This window comes from Mesorhizobium sp. M0898, from assembly GCF_040319695.1.
In the GTDB taxonomy this organism is placed as follows: domain Bacteria; phylum Pseudomonadota; class Alphaproteobacteria; order Rhizobiales; family Rhizobiaceae; genus Mesorhizobium.
Window position 1 is genome coordinate 300,640 of the sequence record NZ_JAMYOE010000002.1, and the last position, 19,987, is coordinate 320,626.

The window sequence follows — 19,987 nt, forward strand, 5'->3', positions numbered from 1 at the left end:
GACCTAATTCCCCGGCACGCCCTTCGGATGACGGTCGCCGATCAGGCCAAGCGTCAGGCCTTGCTCCAGCCACGCCTTGGCGCCGGCGAGCACCAGCGCAAAGCCATCGGTCGAGCCGCCTGCTTGACCTGCTCATCGGGGCTGCCGACAAAGCCGAAATTGCGGACCTCGACAAAGGTCGTGCCGCCCGGCATCTCGGCGAAAGTCCACACTACGGTGGTCGGCGGATCGCTCCATTGCATGACGATCTTCTTGTTATCGACGATCTCACTGACATTGACCGCCGTCGAGGCGCCATACATGCGCCATTCCCAACTGATTTCCTTGCCGCTGTCCAACCTGTCGCTGCCATGGGTGAGCCAGAATTTCGTCGTGATCGCCGGATCGACGAAGGCGTCGAATACGTCGGCGACCGGCCGCCTTATCAGCATGCCGGCCTCGGCGGTCGGTGTTTCGCGGATTTCCATTTCGTCCTCCTTTCCACGGCGCCGCCCTGTTCACCAGGCATCGGGTTCGCGCACCAGGTGAATGATGCCGGCCGGGTTGGTGATCCAGCCGCCGCGAAAGCCTTCACCCAGTGCCTCGATGGCATCGCAGCGCACGACACCGGCCTCGGCGAGACGCTCCGCAGCGGCCGGAAAATCATCGGTGAACAGTTCCAGCCAGATCTCGGCCTGGCTCATCATCGGCGCCTCGTCGATCCACAGTCGATTGGGACCGAGTTCGAAGCCGACGGCCGGCGGCTTGGCCGTGAATGGCTTCAGGCCGATGACGTCGCGATAGAAGGCGACCGTTGCCTGGTATTGATGCGGCGGGACCTTCATGGCGATGTTGATGCCGCCGGTGATCTTCGCGGTCATTCTTACTCCATTTGCTCTCAGATGTTGTTCTCGTTGGCCGGCTCGCCCTTCATCTCGCTGCGGTAATAGCCGTCGCGCAGATTGATGCCGTATTCGACATAGGCCTTCATGCAGGCCAGCATCTGCGACCAGCCCTCGCAATTGAGGTAGGATTTCTTCAGGCCGACCGCGTCCTCGTGCCAGCCGGTTTCGGCGATGGTGACGAAGGTGCCGCCATCGTCGAGCGGCTCGAAATTCATCTCGATGCGAGTCTTGTAGGCTGGCTTGCCGTCGGCGTCGGTGGCATCCCAGCGCAGCACGATGCGGCTGTCTTTCTTCACCTCGTCGACCTCGACGGGAACCTTGCCCCACCAGATGACGGTGGCGCCCGCCACCAGCAGTGCGCTGGCGCCGCCGATCGTGGTGAAGTAGCCGCTAAGTTTCTTCGGATTGACGACCGCATCGAAGACTTCGGCGACGGGTTTGCCGATGCGGCCAGAAACCCTGAATCCAAGAGACATATCCACAGCTCCTTCCTTGAATGGCTCAATGATATGTTATAGAAATATAACATGTCAAGCCAATCGCGGGACGACAATGTTTTCAAGGCGCTGGCGCATCCGCGCCGGCGTGCGTTGCTGGACCGGCTGAAAGATGCGCCGCAGACCACCGGCATGTTGTGCGATGCCTTCCCCGACATGGACCGTTGCACGGTCATGCTGCACCTGAAGGTGCTGGAGGAGGCCGACCTGGTCGTGGCGCGGCGCGAGGGGCGCGAACGCTGGAACCATCTCAACGCGCTGCCGATCAAACACATCCACGACCGCTGGATCAGTCAATATGCCACGCACGCGATCGGCATCCTCGACCGGCTGAAATCCGATCTTGAGGGATGAAAGGTTTGCCGAAGCCTGCCGATTTTCGGATCTTGAAAGCCTTGCGTGCCGGCAGCAATGGCGCGGCTGGACGAATTGAGCCGATTTATCTATAAGCCGGCCATTCCGACAGCGAGCGCCGTCCGTCCGTCAGGGACGCAGCAGGACGTTCTGAAATTTTGAATTCGAGCATTTTGCAAGATTCCGGGTGGTTCACCAGGCGGCAGATGCTCTAGCCGAGAAGATGACAGGGGTGCCATGGCTGGCCATTCACAGTTCAAGAACATCATGCACCGCAAGGGCCGCCAGGATGCGGTGCGGTCGAAAATGTTTTCCAAGCTGGCGCGCGAAATCACCGTCGCCGCCAAGAGCGGCACGCCCGATCCATCGATGAACCCGCGCCTGCGCCTTGCGGTGCAGAACGCCAAGGCGGTGTCGATGCCGAAGGACAATATCCAGCGCGCCATCAACAAGGCGTCGATGGGCGATGCCGAGACCTACGAAGCCGTGCGCTACGAGGGTTACGGGCCAGGCGGCGTCGCGCTGATCATCGAGGCGCTGACCGACAACCGCAACCGCTCGGCGTCGAATGTGCGCGCTGCCTTCACCAAGGCGGGCGGGGCGATGGGCGAGACCGGCTCGGTATCGTTCATGTGGGACCGCGTCGGCGAGATCTACTATCCGGCATCGGCCGGCAGCGCCGAGAAGGTGATGGATGCGGCGATCGAGGCCGGCGCCGACGACGTCCAGTCGGACGAGGACGGCCACACGATCTACTGCGCCTTCGAGAATCTCGGCGAGGTGTCGAAGGCGCTGGAAGGCGCGCTCGGCGAGGCTGAATCAGTGAAGCCGATCTGGAAGCCGCAGACCAATATCGCGGTCGACGAGGAGCGGGCACAATCGCTGATGAAGCTGGTTGCGACGCTCGAGGACGACGACGACGTGCAGAGCGTCTACGCCAATTTCGAGGTCGACGAGGAGACCTTGGCAAAGCTCAGCGCGGCGTAAGTTCAGAACGCCGCGCACCGATCACGTATCTTTCTTCTAGAGCTGTCAGTTACTGATGGGGGACGGATGACTGACACTGATGAGGCTCGTTTTGCTGACGCGATGTCCTGGCCTCGCCAGGGTGGCATATGGCGCCGGCTGTTCGCTTCGATCATCGACTATCTTATCGTCCTGATACCTCTTTACGCACTGGTAGCGGGTTTGTTTCTGCTGACTGACGGCGGAGTCAAAGGCAGCTTTTGGTTGAACTGGAGAATATGTCAGGCGGCTTCGTTAAACGGAGCAAGTGATCCATCACTTGCCCGTTACGATTGGCAGGTATGCAGAACGTCGCTGTTCGGTTTGACGGTCGCCGAATGGGCCCTGGGAACGGCTTCGGTCTCACAGTCTGAAGGAAATCCTTCCATCTCATTTGATTTGGATTCGCAGGGCAATTTCCGACCGGCAGCGTTGGATTTGGGTTTCCTCGAACTGATCGTTCTCGCGTCTTATCTCCTTGTCATGGAGTTGACCTCCGGCCAGCCAATCGGCAAGCGCTTCGCGGCGCTCATAGTGCATGACCAGGATGACAAAAACAGAATCGGACTACCCGTACGAAAGGCTGTTCGGCGGCAGGGAATGAAATTTCTCGGCGCTTTGCCTATAATGCTCACAGGAGGGTGGTATGCTTTTCAGGCTTGGGGCAGCGCTCCTGGGGTCGCGCAGGACTTCTCCCAGCTGGAGATTGTCGGTGCATACGCCGCGTTGGTCTTGGTTATGGTCTGGCCGATCTGGATTGCAATATCCATAGCCCTTGGCAACGACCCGATACACGATCGATTTGCCGTAACCACAGTCCGCGCAGATGAGACCGAGACATGAGCGAACAGGCGCCCACCGTCCGCATCACCTATTGCATCCAGTGCCAGTGGCTGCTCAGGGCCGGCTGGATGGCGCAGGAGCTGCTGTCCACCTTCGGCACCGATCTGGGCGAAGTGACGCTGGTGCCCGGCACCGGCGGCATCTTCACCATCTCCTGCAATGATACGCTGGTCTGGGACCGCAAGCGTGACGGCGGTTTTCCCGACGCCGCAAAGCTCAAGCAACTGGTTCGCGACGTCATCGATCCGGATCGCGATCTGGGCCATGCCGACCGCAAGGGCCATAAGTCAAAAGACCCTGCCTGACGGCCTTTTAGGACTTCCGTCCTGCATTCACCGCCATGCGAAGATGAAGCAGCCCAGCGCCACGATGGCGGTGATGGTGCGGACATGGTTCCACATCACCCAGTCCCTGAGATAGGTGGCCCATACCGCGGCGCCGTTGGCGCTTGCCGGATCGACCGCGGCCAGGGCGTTGTTAAGCGGCACGTTGAACATCATCGTCACGATTGGGTTGCCGACGAGGTAGATCAGGGCGCCGGCGAGGAGCCAGAACGAACCCGGTTGGCTCCAGCCGATAAGAGCGCCGGCGGCAAGGACAAGACAGACCAGCCCGGTGCCGAAAAGCGCGGTCATGAATGCCGGCGTAATCACGGTGATGTTGATCGAATTCATGGCGGCGATGCCGCCTCCGGCAGGCAAGCGGGCGAGCGCCGGCATGATAAAGTTGGAGAAGGCGAAGAAAACGCCGCCGGCAACGCCTGAGCCAATGGCAGCGACGAAGGTGAGGGTGGGAAGCAGTTTCATGATCATGTCAGTTCCTCCGGTTTCGGGGTTCGAGCAATTTGATTGGCACGCCCACCAAATGTGAATAATCCTCATGTTTGCAAAACGTGATAAACCCTCGTATTTTGCGAGTCAAGGCAATTTGTCGATTGTTCGTCTGGAGACAGTGATGGGAGGCTCTGCCGTATCGGATTCACAGAACGGCCAGATCGCATCGCCGCGCCGGGCGCCGAGCCAGCAGCGCAGCCGCGAGCGGGTCGAGCGCATGCTGGCCGCCGCCTCGGCGTTGATCGCCGAGCAAGGCAGCGACGCCATGCGCATGGGCGAGGTGGCCGAGAGGGCCGGCGTGTCGATTGGCTCGCTCTACCAGTTCTTCCCCGACAAGAGGGCGATCATCTGGGCGCTGGCCGAACGCTACACCGCCGAAAGCCAGGCCTGCATTGCGGCAGCGCTAGCCGAGGTCAATGACGCCGAAGGCCTGCGCCGGGCATTTTCGGAACTGGTGGATATCTACTACGGAATGTTCCTGGCGGAGCCGGTGATGCGCGACATCTGGTCGGGCACGCAGGCCGACAAGGCGCTGCGCGAACTCGAGCTTGCCGACAGCCGGGCCAACGCCGAATTCCTTACAGCCGTGCTGAAACGGCTGCGGCCATCCGCCGATCCGGAAGCGCTCGAAACGACGGCGTTTCTCATCTGGCAGATGGGCGAGGCCGCAATGCGGCTGGCGATCTCGGTCGGGCGGCAAGAAGGCGACAGGCTGGTCGCGGCCTACAAGCGGATGGCCCTGCGCGAGTTGCTCGGCGAGTAGGGCCGTATTTTCCCAACAAAAAACCCGCCACGAAGGCGGGTTTCTCGATCTGCGAAATGCCAATGCGGCTTAGAGGCCGAAGCCTTCGAAACGCTTCTTGAACTTCGACAGGCGGCCACCGCGGTCGAGCAGGGTCTGCTGGCCGCCGGTCCAGGCCGGATGGGTGGTGGGGTCGATATCGAGGTTCATCGTATCGCCTTCCTTGCCCCAGGTCGAACGGGTCATGTATTCGGTGCCGTCGGTCATGACGACCTTGATGGTGTGGTAGTCGGGATGGATATCGGTCTTCATGGGTCTGTTCCTGGCTTGCCGGGTGCTGCCGACGGGCTGAAGCCTGCGTCGATGCGCCCCTTTTTAAAACTCGAAGCCGCAGCTATTGAGGAGCCACGGCTTCTAAAACGGTCGGCGAGCCTATACATCAGCCGGAATTGAATCACAAGGCCGCGGCAAGCGCATATTGATGGCGCAAGCCTCAAAGGGCCAAAGGAAACGGTCATGGCGAACATCAGCGGCGATGCAGACGAGCGCAGGCGCTCGCTGAGGCCGCTGCAGCGCCTGTTTCCCTACATTACGCATTACCGCAAAATGGTCATCGGCGCGATCGTCTCGCTGGCCGTCGCTGCGGCGACGACGCTGGCGCTGCCGCTGGCCGTGCGGCGGATGATCGACCACGGTTTTTCCGCTTCCGATTCCAGCTTCATTGCCGAATATTTCGCCATGCTGGTGGTGATGGCCGCCGTTCTGGCGGCGGCGTCGGCCAGCCGCTACTATTTCGTCATCACGCTCGGCGAGCGCGTCGTTGCCGATATCCGCCGCGATGTCTTTGCCCACGTCACAACACTGTCGCCATCCTTTTTCGACACGGCCCAGTCGGGCGAGATCGTCTCGCGGCTCGCCGCCGACACGACACAGGTCAAATCGGCCGTTGGTGCCACCGCCTCGGTGGCTTTGCGCAACGTCATCCTCGGCCTTGGCGCCGTGGCGATGATGGTCTTCACCAGCCCAAAACTGTCCGGCTTGGTCATCGCGGCCATTCCGCTAATCGTGCTGCCGCTGGTCGCCTTCGGCCGCTCGGTGCGGCGCAAGTCACGGCTGGCGCAGGATACTCTGGCCAATGCCACCGCCTACGCCAGCGAGCAGATCGGCGCGGTGCGCACCCTGCAGGCCTTCACCAACGAGAAGCTTGTAACCGGGTATTTTTCATCCGCCGTGGAAGCAGCGTTCGAAGCGGCGCGGGCCTCGATCTTTGCCCGCTCCTTTCTGACCTTCTTTGCCATCTTCATGATCTTTTCCTCGGTCGTGGCGGTGCTGTGGTTCGGTTCGCGCGACGTGCTCGACGGCACGCTGTCGCCAGGCACGCTTGGCCAATTCCTGCTCTATTCGGTGTTCGCCGCCGGCGCGCTCGGCGCCCTGTCGGAGGTCTGGGGCGAACTGTCCCAGGCAGCGGGCGCTGCCGAACGGCTGACCGAGATCCTGGCCGAGAAACCCGCGATCCAGGCGCCCGCCGATCCGAAGCCGCTGCCGGCAAAGGCGAGAGGTGCGATCAGCTTCGACGATGTCTCCTTCTCCTATCCGGCCCGGCCCGACCGCGCCGCCGTCCATGGCCTGAGCTTTCAGGTCAAACCCGGCGAGACGGTGGCGATCGTCGGGCCCTCGGGCGCCGGCAAGAGCACCGTGTTTTCGCTGCTTCTGCGCTTCTACGATCCGGAGGCCGGCAGGATCGTCATCGACGGGGTCGATCTGCGCGAGGCCGATCCGGCGGCGATCCGCGCGCGCATCGCCATCGTGCCGCAGGACGTCACCATCTTTGCCGCAAGCGCGCGCGACAATATCGGCTTTGGCCGGCCTGGCGCCAGCCAGGCCGAGATCGAGGCGGCGGCGAAGGACGCGCTTGCCGACGAGTTCATCCTGAAACTCGAAAAGGGCTATGACAGCCAGGTCGGCGAGCGCGGCGTGACGCTGTCGGGCGGCCAGCGCCAGCGCGTGGCGATCGCCCGCGCTATTTTGCGCGATGCGCCCATCCTGCTGCTCGACGAGGCGACCTCGGCGCTAGATGCCGAAAGCGAGACGCTGGTGCAGACAGCGCTGGACCGGCTGATGAAGGGCCGCACCACGATCGTCATCGCCCATCGGCTGGCAACCGTGCTGAAGGCCGATCGCATCCTGGTCATGGATGGCGGCCGCATCGTCGAGGAAGGCACGCATCAGAGCCTGGTCGCCAAGGGCGGCATCTATGCGCGGCTGGCCAAGCTGCAGTTCGACACCGGGGCGAGTGCTTTCAGGGGCGCGGCCGAGTAGCATCGCTCCATCCCGAAGAAATCGGGATAAGGCTCCATCTTCTTGTTTGACCATGATCTTTTCCGAAAACCGGCATCCACTTTTCGGGATCATGGTGCCCCGCGGCGGCCGAGATTCTTCAGCTACCGAAAGCTCGGCGTTTGCCGCGTCGATAGGCGATGAACAGGGGAACGCCGACAAGCAACGACAACAAAAGCATGCTGGCGACGGTCTGTCGCTGCTCCTTTGCCGGATCGCTGAGCTGCACATCGGCAGGCGGCTCTTCATAGGTAAAATCGTACTGCCAGCGAACCTGGTCTGCGAGGTCATCGACGGTTTTCAGATAATCGGCAATCGCCTTGGCCGGTACTTCAGTCGCCAGTGTCTGAAAGTTCCATTCAACTTGAAATTCGGTAGGCGTGTTGGACCAGGATGCCTTGAGAGACAGATAGGGCGTCACGACGTTTTTCATCGACTCGCCGGAAAACCTCGCCTTGAGGTTGCGCACGGTCACCTTGTGGCGGCGGTAGAACTGGGGGCCGAGGGAGACGGGCCCGGTTCGGTCGACGATTGTCGGGGTTGGAAGAGAGTTGTTGCCGAGATCGGCCGCGCGGATCGGGAAATTCTTTGCCAGATCGTTGGCCGTCAGCGCTTCCGCCGGCAAGCGATAACTTTCCTTCACGCTCACTATGTTGCCGTCGCGGCGATCCACGATTTCCGGCTTGGCGATGGTTTGGATGCCCGGATATTGCTTGTTGTAGTATTTCAGGTAGGCGTCCGACACCTCGCTCAGCGACCGGCTGGCGAAATTGCCGCGCATCCAATCGGCATCGGCGTCCTCATATGTCGAGAAGACCGTCAGCACGAGGGGATCGCCCGGTTTCCGCGGAAAGTCGAATTCCTCGGCGATCTGGATTGATGGGCTGGTAAGCACAGGGCTCGGCATCTTCTCCAACCCGCCGGTGCTGGAAAGCGGCAGCGCGAAGCCGTAGTCGGGCTGTGCGAGATTGTGCGCCCCGCCGCCCTGAAGATAGTTCGTGGCGTCCAGCCAATATGTCTTTGCTCCGATCCTTGCCTTGACGATGGCATGGTCGAAATCGCGGAGCGCCGGCAGATGCTGGTCCAGGGCCCGTCCCTCGTCGAGATCGGCCAAGGCGACCTCGGCAGCAATGCCAAGCCGCACAAGCGACGAAACCAGCAGCAGGGCCTTGTCCTTGCAGTCACCGAACCCGCTCAGGATGACCGTCGCGGGATCACGCGGAACGTAGGAACCGGCACCCATCGACAGGCTTACATAGCGGATCTGGTCCTGCACCAGCCGCATTGCCTCGACCATCCGGTCTTCGGGCACCGGATGCCGCAGAGCGATGTCGTCGAGCTTTGCGGCAAAAGCCGGGGGAAAAACGGTCGCTGGCTTGTAATAGGGCGCAACGGCATCGACCACACTTTGCCAATTCGCGGTAGACGCGACATCGATGGAGCCCCAGCCTGGATAGGTCACGGGCAGGTTGTCCTCGACATTGACCGGTTTCGGATTTGGAATCTCCCATAGATAGGTGGTGTCCGGTCCAGTCGGGGAGATTGAGGGCTTGAGTCGGGTTCCCCGTGTCTTGATCTGGAGCGGCTGGTCCGAAGGCCAAATGATGCTTGTGCGGATAAGCGCTACCGGCTCTTCCCATTCGGTGGAGAAATTCTTGAAGAAAAGGTCCTTGCCGACCAGCGGCGTTATCTCATAGGTCGACCCGTAGTCGACGATGTCGCCGGTGCGCACATCATCGATGTTGACATGTGCTGTCAGCCAGCCGTCGAAGACACCCTTCTCGGCGTCTCTTTCCCTGCGGAAGATGTCGAATTCGACACCTTCCAGCCGGTCCAGAACGGCGCCATCGCGGATGATGTGAAGATGGTTGAGCGTGACCTTGTGCCGGGACGGATCGAACTGCAGATCGATACTCGCGCCACGATCCAGGCCGGGACGGTCGACGATTTTATAGACGGTGCGCGAGTACTCGACATAGCCGCCGGCGCGATGCGTGATCTGGTCGTCCGAGAGCAGCCATGAAACGCCATTCTTGATTTGATCCGATCGGGTGGGATCGGCAGCCGGAATATCAAGCTGCTTTACCCAGCTTTCTGCCGGCCCCTTGAGAACCATGTCGTCGGCCATGGCCGGAGAACTCAGGCCGATCAATAAGATGAAAAATACCAAGCGGGGCCAGAAAGACTTCATCCTATGAAAACTGTAACAGACAGACATCTACGCTCGCCCAACTTGGAAGAACTCCTTTTTCAGAGGCTTTCCCACCAAAGTAAAGGCCAGTTTCGCGGATTTCTGCAGTCACCGCGGCAAGAACCTAGAATAGACGAAGCGGCTCAGTTCCCGTACCGCTTCTTCAGGTGATCGGTGAAATGCACGGCATTGAGCTTTTCGCCGGTAGCGCGTTCGAGCAGTTCTGGCGTCGACCAGCGCGAGCCTTGCGACCAGATCCTTTTGCGGCGCCAGTCGTTGATCGCGGCGAAATCTCCCTTGGCGAGGTCTTCGTCGGCTGAAGGATGATCCCTGGTCAGCGCCGCCCATTGCTGCGCCGCCATCATGGCGCCCAGCGTGTAGGAGGGGAAATAGCCGAAGGCGGCACCCGGCCAGTGGACGTCCTGCATCGGACCGTCAGCCGGATTGTCTGATGTCGACAGGCCGAGATAATCGCACATCTTGGCATCCCAGGCTTCGGGCAGGTCGGCTGCTTCCAGCCGTCCCGAGACAAGCTCCTGCTCCAGCTCGTAGCGCAGGATGACGTGCAGCGGATAGGTGACCTCGTCGGCATCGACGCGGATCAGGCCGCGCTCGACCCGGTGCACATGCGGCAGGATGTCGTCGATCGTCCAGCGCTCGCCGAGGTGTCTTTCGACCACCGGCAGCGCCCAGCGCCAGAATTCTGGATTGCGGCCGATCTGCTTTTCGACGAACAGGCTCTGGCTTTCATGCACCGCCATGCCGCGCGCTCTGCCCAGAGGCCAGTGCGCCCACGCCTTCGGCAGGTTCTGCTCGTACAGCGCATGGCCGGTCTCGTGCAGCACGCCCATCAGCGCCGACAGGAAATCCGAGGTCTTGTAGCGGGTGGTGATGCGCACGTCGCTCGGCACGCCGCCGCAGAAGGGATGGTGCGAAACCGACAGCGAGCCGTGGGTGAGGTCGAAGCCGACTGCCGCCATCATGGCGAGGCCGAGCTCGCGCTGCTTGTCCAAGGGGTAGCTGCCGGAAAGCGGCTTCAGCGGATGTTTCGCCAGCCGCTCTTCCTGCACGGCCAGTGCCTCCGGCACGAAGCCTTTCAGGAAGGTCTTCAACTCGACAAACACAGGCGTGATGTCGGCGGTGCGATTGCCCGGATCATATTGCTCCATCAGCGCGTCGTAAGGCTCGAGCCCGAGCACCTCGGCGCGAAGGGCCGCCTCCTCGCGGACCAGCGCCACGACGCCTTCCAGCGCCGGCAGGAAGCCGGCCCAGTCGTTCTTGGCGCGCAGGTCGCGCCACAGCTGCTCGGAGCGCATGCGCGCGGTCGTCTGGCGCTCGACGAACTCGACCGGCAGGCAGGTCAGGTTGGTATATTGCCGGCGGAATTCCCTGACCGCGGCCTGCTGCTCTTCGTTCAGCGCCTCCTGCTCGGCCGCCGCGATCCAGTCGGCAATCTCCGGCGCAGTCGCCCGGGCATGGTGCATGCCGGCAAGCACCGACATTGCCTCTGCGCGCTTCTCGCCGCCGCCGACCGCCATATGGGTCGCCTCGTCGGCGCCGAGGATGGCGAGGGCGTGTTCCAGTGCTTCGAGCTTGTGGCCGAGGTCGTCGAGTTTTTGAAAGGACATTGTGGGTTCCGCTGATTTGACGGCGGGAAAAGATACCAATGCAAAACTGTTGGCAACCCCTGAAGACCGTCCGCGACCGATGCATCGACTGCCGGCCGCAACGGTCGAAAGGCACCTCGCGGAAGCGGTGGCGTGCGTGATCAATGTCGTCCGGCGGCGGCAGACCGCGATGGGGGAGACGAAACGTGATCGCCAATGTGCTGGTCGGGCTGGTGGCCGTGATCCACCTCTGCATCGCCTATCTGGAGATGGTGCTGTGGGACACGCCGCGCGGCCATATGGTATTCAGGCTGACGCCGGAATTCGCCAGTGCCTCGAAAGTCCTCGCGGCCAATCAGGGCTTTACGACGGCTTTCTCGCAGCCGGCCTGACCTGGGGCTTTACCTCGGCGAAGCCGGTTTTCAGTAGTCTTCTTCTTGCTCTGCGTCGCCGTCGCCGGCCTTTACGGCGGCAACGGCGGGCGCAAAATCCCTGTTCATCGAGACAGTGCCGGCAGTACTGGCGCTGATTGCGCTGGCGTTGGACTAGCGCATGATCCCTGAACCGAAAGCTGGAAAAGGATCATGGGCAAAATCAATTGCCACAGCGCCCGGCACTGCGGCCGATTTCAGCCGCCTGGATAAGTTGGGCCATAGCCGTTGGGATAGTATCCGCCATCGGCGCCGTTGCCGATGAGGAAGGCACTGCCGGTGTCAGCGCGCAGCTTTTGGCTGATATCGTCGAGCTGCGCCATCAACTGCTGATATTGCGTGCTCGGCATCGTTCCACGGCGAGCGGCCCTCTGGGCGGCCCGATCGAGTTGAGCGACCTGCGTGCGCAAGTCACGTGCCTCGCCCGGCTCGAGCTTGTTCGCCCGGATGGCGCCCTGGATACCCGTCTCCACACTCTGGATCTGATTGATCAAGGCCGTCTCACGCGGGCCGGCGTAAGCGCCAGCAAATGGAACGGCGAGGAAAAGTGTGGCGAGCGTAGCAGTCCTGAGATTCCTGGGAGCGAAGAAGCGCATGGTTGCGTCTCCTTTACTGGGGAAGGCGGTGGTTGGGAGGGTCCTGCCTTCCGGCCGCGGGCCGTCAGGTTCCGTCGCGTCGCGATGAGCGGTTCCACCGCCGGCGGTTCTCGGCCCATGACCAAGGCTAAAGGCCACGGCGGCAAAGTGTAATTAAAAAATGGTAATTTTTTCAGCTCTTGCCGCTGCCGCACCAGTGCCTAAATGCCGCCGACTTGAGCCGGCTCGAGCCGGCCCGACCTGGCGCATGATACAAGCCAAAGGCTTGCAGATCACCGCTCGGTCAGCTTCAACTCGATGCGGCGGTTCTTGTTGCGCGCCTCTTCGGTATCGGCGGGGTCGAGCGGCTGGAATTCGCCGAAGCCGGCCGCGACCAGCCGGTTGGCCGGCACGCCGTTCTCGATCAGGAACTTGACCACCGATGTCGAGCGCGCCGTCGACAATTCCCAATTGTCGCGGTAGCGGCCGGTGCCGGAGAGCGGCTTGTTGTCGGTGTGGCCGTCGACGCGCAGCACCCAGCTGATCTCCGGCGGGATTTCCTTTTGCAATTCGATGATGGCATCGGCAAGCTTCTTCATCTCGAGCTTGCCGGCATCGTTGATCACCTCGGAGCCGGTCGGGAAAAGCACTTCCGACTGGAAGACGAAGCGGTCGCCGACGATGCGGATGTTCTCGCGGTCGGCAAGAATTTCACGCAAGCGGCCGAAGAAATCGGAGCGGTAGCGGTTTAGCTCCTGCACGCGTTGCGCCAGTGCGACGTTGAGGCGGCGGCCGAGATCGGCGATCTTGGTGTTGGATTCGCGGTCGCGCGTTTCGGACACGTCGAGCGCTTGTTCGAGCGCTGCGATCTGCCTGCGCAGCGCCGAAATCTGCTGGTTGAGGATCTCGACCTGGCTCAGCGCCTGCTGGCTGATCTGGCGCTGGCTGTCGAGTTCGCCGGAAAGTGCCGTCGCGCGCTGGTTGGCGGCATCGCCGGCACCAGCGCCTTGCGCCAGCAATTGCTCGAGCCGGCTCTTTTCCGCCTCCGATGCGGACAGCGATGCCTGCAAATTGGCAAGGGTGTCCTCCTTGTCCTGCGTCGTCGAGCGTTCCAGCGCCAGAAGCTGGGTCAACTCGTTGATCTGCGAATTGAGGCGGTTGAGCACCGTGTCCTTGCCGGAGATCTCGCGGCCGAGCAGGAACTGCGCCAGCACGAAAACCGTCAGCAGGAACATGATCGCCAACAGCAGCGTCGACAGCGCATCGACGAAGCCCGGCCAGTAATCGATGCGGCGGTCGGAGCGCCGGCCTCGTGCCAACGCCACGTCAATGCACTCCAGGCTTCTTCAAGGCGTCGGCGATCTTCTCCAGGGTGTTGCGCATCGCCTTCTGCTCGTCCGACTGGGCCTCGACCCAGTCGCGCATGATCTGCTGTTCCGAGCGCATGTTCTTGACCAGGCCGGAAATGCCGTCGGCGAGATTGGCCATGGCGGTGGCGACGCGCGGATTGGAGCCGCCGCCATTCTCCTGCAGAGTGCGCAGCTTTTCCGACAACAGCCGGATTTCCTCGGAGGGTTCGGTCTTGGCCGTGTCGGCAACGACGATGTCGGAGGACAGGTCGGTGACCGAGGACAGCCAGTTTTCGAGTTCGGTATAGAAGCGCGTCTGGGCGCGGCCGGCCTGCAGGTCGAGGAAGCCGAGCACCAGCGAGCCGGAGAGGCCGAACAGCGAGGACGAGAAGGCGGTGCCCATGCCGGCCAACGGAGCGGAAAGCCCCTGCTTCAGGGATTCGAGCACGGCCGCGGCATCGCCGGTGCCGGGATCGAGCGACTCGATGGTTTCGCGGATCGAGCCGATCGTGTTGAGCAGGCCCCAGAAGGTGCCGAGCAGGCCGAGGAACACCAGCAGTCCGACAAGGTAGCGCGACGTGTCGCGGCTTTCGTCGAGCCGGGTGGCGATCGAATCCAGCATGGTGCGCATCGAACTGGTCGAGAAGGCAATCCTCGAGGAGCGGCCGATCATCGCCTTCATCGGCGCCAGCAGCACCGGTTCGGTGGTTTCGGAACCGGCGCGGAACGAGTTGACCCAGCGCACCTCGCGGAACAGCCGGCCGACCTGGACGAAGGCCAGCAGGATGCCGACCGCCAGCACGCCGATGATCAGGCCGTTGAGGCCGGGATTGGTGACGAAGGCGGTCGAGATCTGGCGGGTCAGGATGGCGGCTATGAAGGCCACGATGAACAGGAAGATCACCATGGTCAGCAGAAACACCTGCGGGCTCGACAATTTGTGCGGGTCGTAGATCAGAACGTCGGAGCGCCTGCCCATGCCGAAGGATCTGAGAAGAGTCATCCGTGCCCCGTTTCCGATGCCGTCGCCGCCGATCAATTTGTGTTTGCGACTCTAAACGGAATTGTGACGAAATTGAATGGCGCTTGGCAATATTGCCACTGTCCGCGACCGGAGGTCAAAGCCGGTTGATGACCAGGCAGTCGACCATGGCGGCCAGATGCAGGCCGGCGCCGATGACGACAAAGCCATGCCACAGCGCATTGTGGAAACGCAGGCCCTTCCAGGCGAAGAAGATCACGCCACAGGAGTAGACGATGCCGCCGGCAACGATGAGCGCGATCGATGTCGCCGGCAGCGTCCGCACGAGCGGCTCCACCAGAACGATGCCGCTCCAGCCGATGGCTAGGTAGAAGACGATCGCCAGCCGGTCGAAACGGCCGGGAAGAAAGACCTTGATGGCGATGCCGACCGCCGCGGCGGTCCAGACCAGGACGATCATGGAAACGGCCAGCGGCGAGCCGCCGAGCTGGGCCAGGAAAGGCGTGTAGGTGGCAGCGATCAGCAGATAGATCGCGGCATGGTCGAAGCGCCGCAATATCCATTTTGCCGGCGACGACACCGGCCAGACATTATAGGCCAGCGAAACCGACAGCACGGTGAGCAGCGAGACTACATAGAAGGCGGCGGCGACGTATTCGCCGGGGCCGGTTCGATAGGCGGCCAGTGCCAGCAGCGTCGAGCCGGCAGCGATCGCCAGCACGATGCCCACGGCGTGGACAATGCCGTCGGCGATGATCTCGGCGCGCGAGTAATGCCAGCGCCCCATGAAGGGAATGTCGAGCTGGGAGAGTTCGCTCTGGGGTTGGGGCCGGCTGTTCGTCATCGATGATCCTGCGCCACCTTATCTGGGCGGCCGCGGGACAGTATTTCAAGCTTTGGTTGCGGTTTTGCGACTGCGGCGGTTCAGCGCGGCGTGCCTCTATCAGCCGGCTGAGAGTGGCCTTTTGATAGTCTTCAACAGCGCGCGCTGGATGAGTTCGTTGCCGGCGACCAGTGAACCGGCGTTCAGCACATCCTGTCCCCCGGCGAAATCGGAGACGAACCCGCCCGCCTCGCGGATCAGCAAAATGCCGGCGGCGACATCCCAGGCCGACAGGCCGGTTTCCCAGAACCCGTCCATGCGGCCAGCGGCGACGTAGGCGAGATCGAGCGAGGCGGAGCCGAGACGGCGGACGCCAGAGACCTCGGCCATGACATTGCGCAACTCGATGAGGAAATTGCCGTGCTGGCCACGCCCGAGATGCGGCATGCCGCAGCCGATCACCGCATCGACCAGCTTGGTGCGGCCGGCGACGCGCAGCCGGCGGTCGTTCATGAAAGCGCCGCCGCCGCGCTCGGCGGTATAGAGCTCATCCATCGCCGGATTGTAGACAACGCCGGCGACGATCTGGCCCTGGCGCTCCAGCGCGATCGAAACGGCAAAGAGCGGAATGCCGTGCAGGAAATTGGTGGTGCCGTCGAGCGGGTCGACGATCCAGCGGTGCTGGCCGTCGTCGCCCTCGATCACGCCGCGTTCCTCCATCAGGAAGGCGTAGCCGGGCCGCGCCTTGGAGAGTTCGGCAAAGACGATGTCTTCGGCCTTGCGGTCGGCCTGGCTGACATAGTCGCCCGGCCCCTTCATCGAGACCTGCAGGTTCTGCACTTCGCCGAAGTCACGCGACAGCGAGCGGCCGGCCTTCATTGCGGCCTGGACCATGACATTGAGGATCGCGGAACGCGCCATTGCTGTTCTTCCTGTCGCTGCGCCTATCTGCCTTGACGCATGATCTTATCCAAAGAGTCTGCAACTCTTTGGGATCACGCCTCAGTCGGCGCGGCGCACGTAAGTGATTTCGTTGGTATCGACGATGATGCGCTCGCCCGAGCCGATGAACGGCGGCACCAGCACGCGGATGCCGTTTTCGAGTATCGCCGGCTTGTAGGACGAGGCTGCCGTCTGGCCCCTCACCACCGGGTCGGCCTCGGTGATGGTCAGCGTCACCTGGTCGGGCAGCGAAATACCGATCGGCCTTTCGTCATAGAGCTGGACCGTCACCATCATGCCGTCCTGCAGGAAGGCGGCGCGATCGCCGACGAACTCCTTTTGCAATTCGAGCTGCTCGTAGCTTTCGGTGTCCATGAACACCAGCGCGTCGCCCTGCTCGTAGAGGAAAGAAAAATCCTTCAGATCGAGCCGGATCTGCTCGACCGTCTCGGCCGAACGGAAGCGCTCGTTGAGCTTGGTGCCGTTGATCAGGTTCTTGAGTTCGACCTGGTTGTAGGCGCCGCCCTTGCCCGGCTTGACGGTGTTGGTCCTGACCGCCACCCAAAGGCCGCCATCGTGCTCGATGACGTTGCCGGGACGGATTTCGTTGCCATTGATCTTGGCCATGGTGAGGTGATCCGGAAATGAGATGATCGCCGCAAAGGGCAATTTGGCGCCTCCAAGACCACAAATCGCCAGCAGAGGCAAGGAGCGCCTTCCGATGAAGCGGGAACGAAGCTGGCCCGGCAGCGCGGCGTGGCGGCCTCAGTCCGTCCTGACAGTCGCGGTGACGGCCTCGGTCACTGCGTCGGCGACCTCTCTCAAAAGATGCAGGTGCGGCGAACGCAGGACGACAATTCGCAGCGACAGCTCGAGGCCGGGAGCGTCGACCAGGGCAATGCCCTGCGGCAGCTTTTCCCGCAGCAGCCGCGTGGGCAGCAGGCCAAGGCCTTGGCCTCGACGAACCCAGTCGATCTGCAGCGCGCTGTCCTGAATCTCGGCGCCGACCATCAACCTGTGGCCGCCCTCGGCCAGGGCAGCCGCCAGCCGCCGGCGCGCGTCGCAGGGTTCAGGGCTGAGGACCCAGGGCATGGTCTTGACGTCGGCTTGCCGACTGGTGTTTTCGGCAGCGATGATGCCGAGGGGCTCGGTTCCGACAACGCCGTCTCCAGTTTTGGAATTGCTGCCGTCCAGGATGAAGGCGAGGTCGAGCTGTCCGCGCTTGTGCTGGTCGGCCAGCTCAAGACTCCAGCCGCTCTTCAGACGCAGCGAAACCTTCGGAAACCGCGCCACGGCATCAGCAATGGCGGCGGCCACGGCTTTGTCGCAAAGTCCATGCGCGAGGCCGAGCCGCAGCAGGCCTTCCGGCTCGTTGCCCTTGGCGAATGATCTCAGCGCGTCGACGGCGGCGAGAATTTCCTTGCCGCGTGCCAGCACCTCTACGCCGGCCGGGGTCAGTCGCGACGGCTTTAGCCGGCGGTCGAGCAATTCCGTGCCGAGCACCTCCTCCAGCCGCTGGATCTGGCGGGTGACGGCCGGCTGCGTCAACGGCAGGCGTCGAGCCACCTTCTGAATCGAACCCTCCTCGGCAAAGAGGGCCAGTGTTTTCAGTTCTTCAAGCACGACACACCCGAACATGTCACATAAGCATAATTATGCTGAACATTATGAATTTGAAATCCGGTGGATGGCAAGCGATTTTCCTCTGGCAGGACCCAGCTGAAAAGGAACGACGATGAAAGCGATCGAATTGCAGAGCCCGGGCGGCCTCGAGAACCTCAGAATGGTCGAGCGGCCGATGCCTGAGCCAGGGCGCCAGGAGATGATTGTGAAGGTCAAGGCGACGGCGCTGAATTACCGCGATGCCGAGATCGTCCGCGGCGGCTATCACACGAAGTTTGCATTGCCGCAGGCGGCGACGCTGCCATGCGCCGGCGTGACGGCATGGCACGCGCTGTTTACGGAAGGCAGCGTCAAACCCGGCGACACCGTGCTTTGCCTCGGCACCGGCGGCGTTTCGCTGTTTGCGGTGCAGTTCGCCGCCGCTGCCGGGGCGCGCGTCATCGTGACGTCGAGCAGCGATGAGAAGCTTGCGCGGGCAAAGCAACTTGGCGCGCAGGATGGCGTGAACTATCGCAGCGTCCCCGATTGGGCATCGGCCGTGCTGGGATTGACGGATGGCCGCGGCGCCGACCATATCATCGAGGTTGGCGGACCGCAGAGTTTTGCACAATCGCTGAGGGCAGCGGCGCGCGGCGCCCAGATCAACGTCATCGGCTATCTCGGCGGCAGTGACGGCGCCATCAACCCGCTCGACATCTTCCGCCGGCAGGTCAGGGCGCGAGGCATACCGGTCGGCTCACGCGAATCCTTCGAGGCGATGAACCGAGCCATTGTCGTCAACCGGTTGAGACCGGTGATCGACCGGGTCGTGCCATGGAGCCGGGCCGCCGAAGCCTTTCGGTACCTTGAACACGGCTCGCCCTTCGGCAAGGTCGTGCTCGATCATACCCAATGAGCCCGCCTGACGAGCCCGGTGCGATGAGTCTCGAGACCGCGGTCAGGGCAGGCGGTTGGCCCGTTGCAGCGCCTGCTGCGTCTGGTCGTCGGTCAGGCCCTGCAGGAAATCGTCCATCTCTTGGTCGATCAGCCCGGCGCGGCGGGCGACAACATACCAGGCGCCGGCGAGGATCAGATCCGGGTCGGTGCCGATGCCGTTCATGTAGAGCTTGGCGAGACGGTTCTGGGCGGCGACATTGCCGCCCTCGGCGGCCTGCTTCATCCAGTTGAAGCCGGATTTCAGGTCGCGGGCGCCGCCGCGCCCCTCGATCATCCAGGTTGCGAGATCGATCTGTGCCGTGTCGTAGTTCTGCCGCGCGGCCTGTGCCAGCAGGCTGCGGGCGCGGACATCGTCGCGCGGCTTGCCGCCGGCGCCATTGGCGTAGACCTGTGCCATCGCATATTGTGCGTCGGCAAGCCCGGTCGCGGCAGCGCGCTCGTAATAGGATACGGCTTTGGCAATACCGGCATCGCCGGGCTCCTGTTCGACCATCAGCTGCGCAAAATTGAACTGCGCCAGGCGGTTGCCGGCCTCGGCGGCGGCCTGCATCAGCGCATAGGCCTCCTTCTCGTCCTTTTTGACGTAGCGGCCGTCGAGCAGCATCAGCGCATACTGGAATTGCGATTCCGGGACGCCCTGCTCGGCGGCAAGCGCATACCACTTCGCCGCCCCTGCCGCGTCGACCGGCACGCCGAGGCCGCGCGACAATATCTCGGCCACCAGCGTCTGTGCCGCCGGATCGCCGTTTTGAGCGCGCGAAAGCGCAAGGTTGTAGGCCGTCTTGTAGAGCCCGCGCTGAAAGGCGCCGTAGGCAGCATCGGACGGCTTTGCGCCGAAGCGGTCGGGGTTGATGGTATCGGCCGACGGCAACGGGGCGGTGGTGGCGGGCTGCGGCAATTGTGCGGCGATCGGCTTGTCGGCGGGTTCGCTGGAATCCGGCCTGGGCTGCGGCAGCGGAACGGGTTCCGCCGCTATCGCCTGCGTCACGGCCGTTGCGAGAAAGGCGCTGAAAAGGATTTTCCGCGAGAGCAC

At 62.6% G+C, this 19,987-nt stretch carries 21 protein-coding genes and 2 pseudogenes; 8 read left to right on the plus strand and 15 right to left on the minus strand.

The window, feature by feature from the left end:
- Positions 1-3: 3 nt before the first annotated feature.
- The 3 genes and pseudogenes from NKH90_RS04495 to NKH90_RS04505 form a co-directional block, all read right to left on the minus strand.
- Positions 4-467: pseudogene (locus NKH90_RS04495) on the minus strand (SRPBCC family protein).
- Between the two features lie 30 nt (positions 468-497).
- The gene (locus NKH90_RS04500; RefSeq protein WP_352471225.1) at positions 498-860 is read right to left on the minus strand and encodes a VOC family protein; all 363 of its coding nucleotides are present in this window, start codon (positions 858-860) and stop codon (positions 498-500) included.
- Positions 861-877: 17 nt separating this feature from the next.
- Positions 878-1,360 carry an SRPBCC domain-containing protein gene (locus NKH90_RS04505; RefSeq protein WP_352471224.1) on the minus strand — a complete coding sequence of 161 codons (483 nt, stop codon included), beginning with the start codon at positions 1,358-1,360 and terminating at the stop codon, positions 878-880.
- 51 nt (positions 1,361-1,411) lie between these two features.
- On the opposite strand from NKH90_RS04505, the gene NKH90_RS04510 reads away from it, so the two are divergent.
- From NKH90_RS04510 to NKH90_RS04525, 4 genes are all read left to right on the plus strand, one after another.
- On the plus strand, positions 1,412-1,735 hold the full coding sequence (locus NKH90_RS04510; protein WP_352471223.1) for an ArsR/SmtB family transcription factor: 324 nt from the start codon (positions 1,412-1,414) through the stop codon (positions 1,733-1,735).
- Between the two features lie 237 nt (positions 1,736-1,972).
- Entirely contained in the window at positions 1,973-2,722 is a 750-nt protein-coding gene (locus tag NKH90_RS04515) for a YebC/PmpR family DNA-binding transcriptional regulator (protein WP_352471222.1), read from the plus strand.
- Positions 2,723-2,788: 66 nt separating this feature from the next.
- Entirely contained in the window at positions 2,789-3,583 is a 795-nt protein-coding gene (locus tag NKH90_RS04520; protein WP_352471221.1) for an RDD family protein, read from the plus strand.
- Positions 3,580-3,888, plus strand: coding sequence for an Rdx family protein (locus tag NKH90_RS04525; RefSeq protein WP_352471220.1), 309 nt, complete (start codon positions 3,580-3,582; stop codon positions 3,886-3,888). Before NKH90_RS04520 ends, NKH90_RS04525 begins: the two co-directional genes overlap by 4 nt.
- A 27-nt stretch (positions 3,889-3,915) precedes the next feature.
- Here the strand turns inward: NKH90_RS04525 and NKH90_RS04530 are convergent, their stop codons facing one another.
- On the minus strand, positions 3,916-4,395 hold the full coding sequence (locus NKH90_RS04530) for an anthrone oxygenase family protein (protein ID WP_352613351.1): 480 nt from the start codon (positions 4,393-4,395) through the stop codon (positions 3,916-3,918).
- A 142-nt stretch (positions 4,396-4,537) separates the two neighbouring features.
- On the opposite strand from NKH90_RS04530, the gene NKH90_RS04535 reads away from it, so the two are divergent.
- Positions 4,538-5,179, plus strand: coding sequence for a TetR/AcrR family transcriptional regulator (locus NKH90_RS04535; protein ID WP_352540318.1), 642 nt, complete (start codon positions 4,538-4,540; stop codon positions 5,177-5,179).
- A gap of 69 nt (positions 5,180-5,248) precedes the next feature.
- Here NKH90_RS04535 and rpmE read toward each other — a convergent pair whose 3' ends face one another.
- Positions 5,249-5,470: a 50S ribosomal protein L31 gene (gene rpmE / locus NKH90_RS04540; protein ID WP_006327661.1), complete on the minus strand. Its 222-nt coding sequence runs from the start codon at positions 5,468-5,470 to the stop codon at positions 5,249-5,251.
- A 204-nt stretch (positions 5,471-5,674) separates the two neighbouring features.
- Here rpmE and NKH90_RS04545 point away from each other — a divergent pair, with 204 nt between their 5' ends.
- Complete coding sequence (locus tag NKH90_RS04545) at positions 5,675-7,477, plus strand: ABC transporter transmembrane domain-containing protein (RefSeq protein ID WP_352817614.1); 1,803 nt, start codon at positions 5,675-5,677, stop codon at positions 7,475-7,477.
- A gap of 118 nt (positions 7,478-7,595) precedes the next feature.
- Here NKH90_RS04545 and NKH90_RS04550 read toward each other — a convergent pair whose 3' ends face one another.
- Positions 7,596-9,623 (minus strand): DUF3857 domain-containing protein, encoded by a 2,028-nt coding sequence (locus NKH90_RS04550; RefSeq protein ID WP_352817616.1) that lies wholly within the window; start codon positions 9,621-9,623, stop codon positions 7,596-7,598.
- 206 nt (positions 9,624-9,829) lie between these two features.
- Entirely contained in the window at positions 9,830-11,314 is a 1,485-nt protein-coding gene (locus tag NKH90_RS04555; RefSeq protein ID WP_352817619.1) for a carboxypeptidase M32, read from the minus strand.
- Between the two features lie 185 nt (positions 11,315-11,499).
- On the opposite strand from NKH90_RS04555, the pseudogene NKH90_RS04560 reads away from it, so the two are divergent.
- A pseudogene (locus NKH90_RS04560) lies at positions 11,500-11,842 on the plus strand (DUF1304 domain-containing protein).
- 79 nt (positions 11,843-11,921) lie between these two features.
- Here NKH90_RS04560 and NKH90_RS04565 read toward each other — a convergent pair.
- The 7 genes from NKH90_RS04565 to NKH90_RS04595 all read right to left on the minus strand — a co-directional run bounded on the left by NKH90_RS04565 (position 11,922) and on the right by NKH90_RS04595 (position 18,018).
- Positions 11,922-12,320: a hypothetical protein gene (locus NKH90_RS04565; RefSeq protein ID WP_352540314.1), complete on the minus strand. Its 399-nt coding sequence runs from the start codon at positions 12,318-12,320 to the stop codon at positions 11,922-11,924.
- A gap of 272 nt (positions 12,321-12,592) precedes the next feature.
- Positions 12,593-13,624 carry a peptidoglycan -binding protein gene (locus NKH90_RS04570; RefSeq protein ID WP_352471213.1) on the minus strand — a complete coding sequence of 344 codons (1,032 nt, stop codon included), beginning with the start codon at positions 13,622-13,624 and terminating at the stop codon, positions 12,593-12,595.
- A 1-nt stretch (position 13,625) separates the two neighbouring features.
- Positions 13,626-14,651, minus strand: a complete 1,026-nt coding sequence (locus tag NKH90_RS04575) for a MotA/TolQ/ExbB proton channel family protein (RefSeq protein ID WP_352817623.1) — start codon at positions 14,649-14,651, stop codon at positions 13,626-13,628.
- A gap of 115 nt (positions 14,652-14,766) precedes the next feature.
- Entirely contained in the window at positions 14,767-15,474 is a 708-nt protein-coding gene (trhA, locus tag NKH90_RS04580) for a PAQR family membrane homeostasis protein TrhA (RefSeq protein ID WP_352471211.1), read from the minus strand.
- Between the two features lie 99 nt (positions 15,475-15,573).
- Positions 15,574-16,374, minus strand: coding sequence for an inositol monophosphatase family protein (locus tag NKH90_RS04585; protein ID WP_023678017.1), 801 nt, complete (start codon positions 16,372-16,374; stop codon positions 15,574-15,576).
- Positions 16,375-16,455: 81 nt separating this feature from the next.
- On the minus strand, positions 16,456-17,022 hold the full coding sequence (gene efp / locus NKH90_RS04590; RefSeq protein ID WP_023678016.1) for an elongation factor P: 567 nt from the start codon (positions 17,020-17,022) through the stop codon (positions 16,456-16,458).
- A 138-nt stretch (positions 17,023-17,160) separates the two neighbouring features.
- Positions 17,161-18,018: a LysR family transcriptional regulator gene (locus tag NKH90_RS04595; protein ID WP_352817627.1), complete on the minus strand. Its 858-nt coding sequence runs from the start codon at positions 18,016-18,018 to the stop codon at positions 17,161-17,163.
- Between the two features lie 112 nt (positions 18,019-18,130).
- On the opposite strand from NKH90_RS04595, the gene NKH90_RS04600 reads away from it, so the two are divergent.
- Complete coding sequence (locus tag NKH90_RS04600; protein ID WP_352817630.1) at positions 18,131-18,913, plus strand: zinc-dependent alcohol dehydrogenase family protein; 783 nt, start codon at positions 18,131-18,133, stop codon at positions 18,911-18,913.
- Positions 18,914-18,955: 42 nt separating this feature from the next.
- Here the strand turns inward: NKH90_RS04600 and NKH90_RS04605 are convergent, their stop codons facing one another.
- Positions 18,956-19,987: a tetratricopeptide repeat protein gene (locus NKH90_RS04605; protein WP_352814895.1), complete on the minus strand. Its 1,032-nt coding sequence runs from the start codon at positions 19,985-19,987 to the stop codon at positions 18,956-18,958.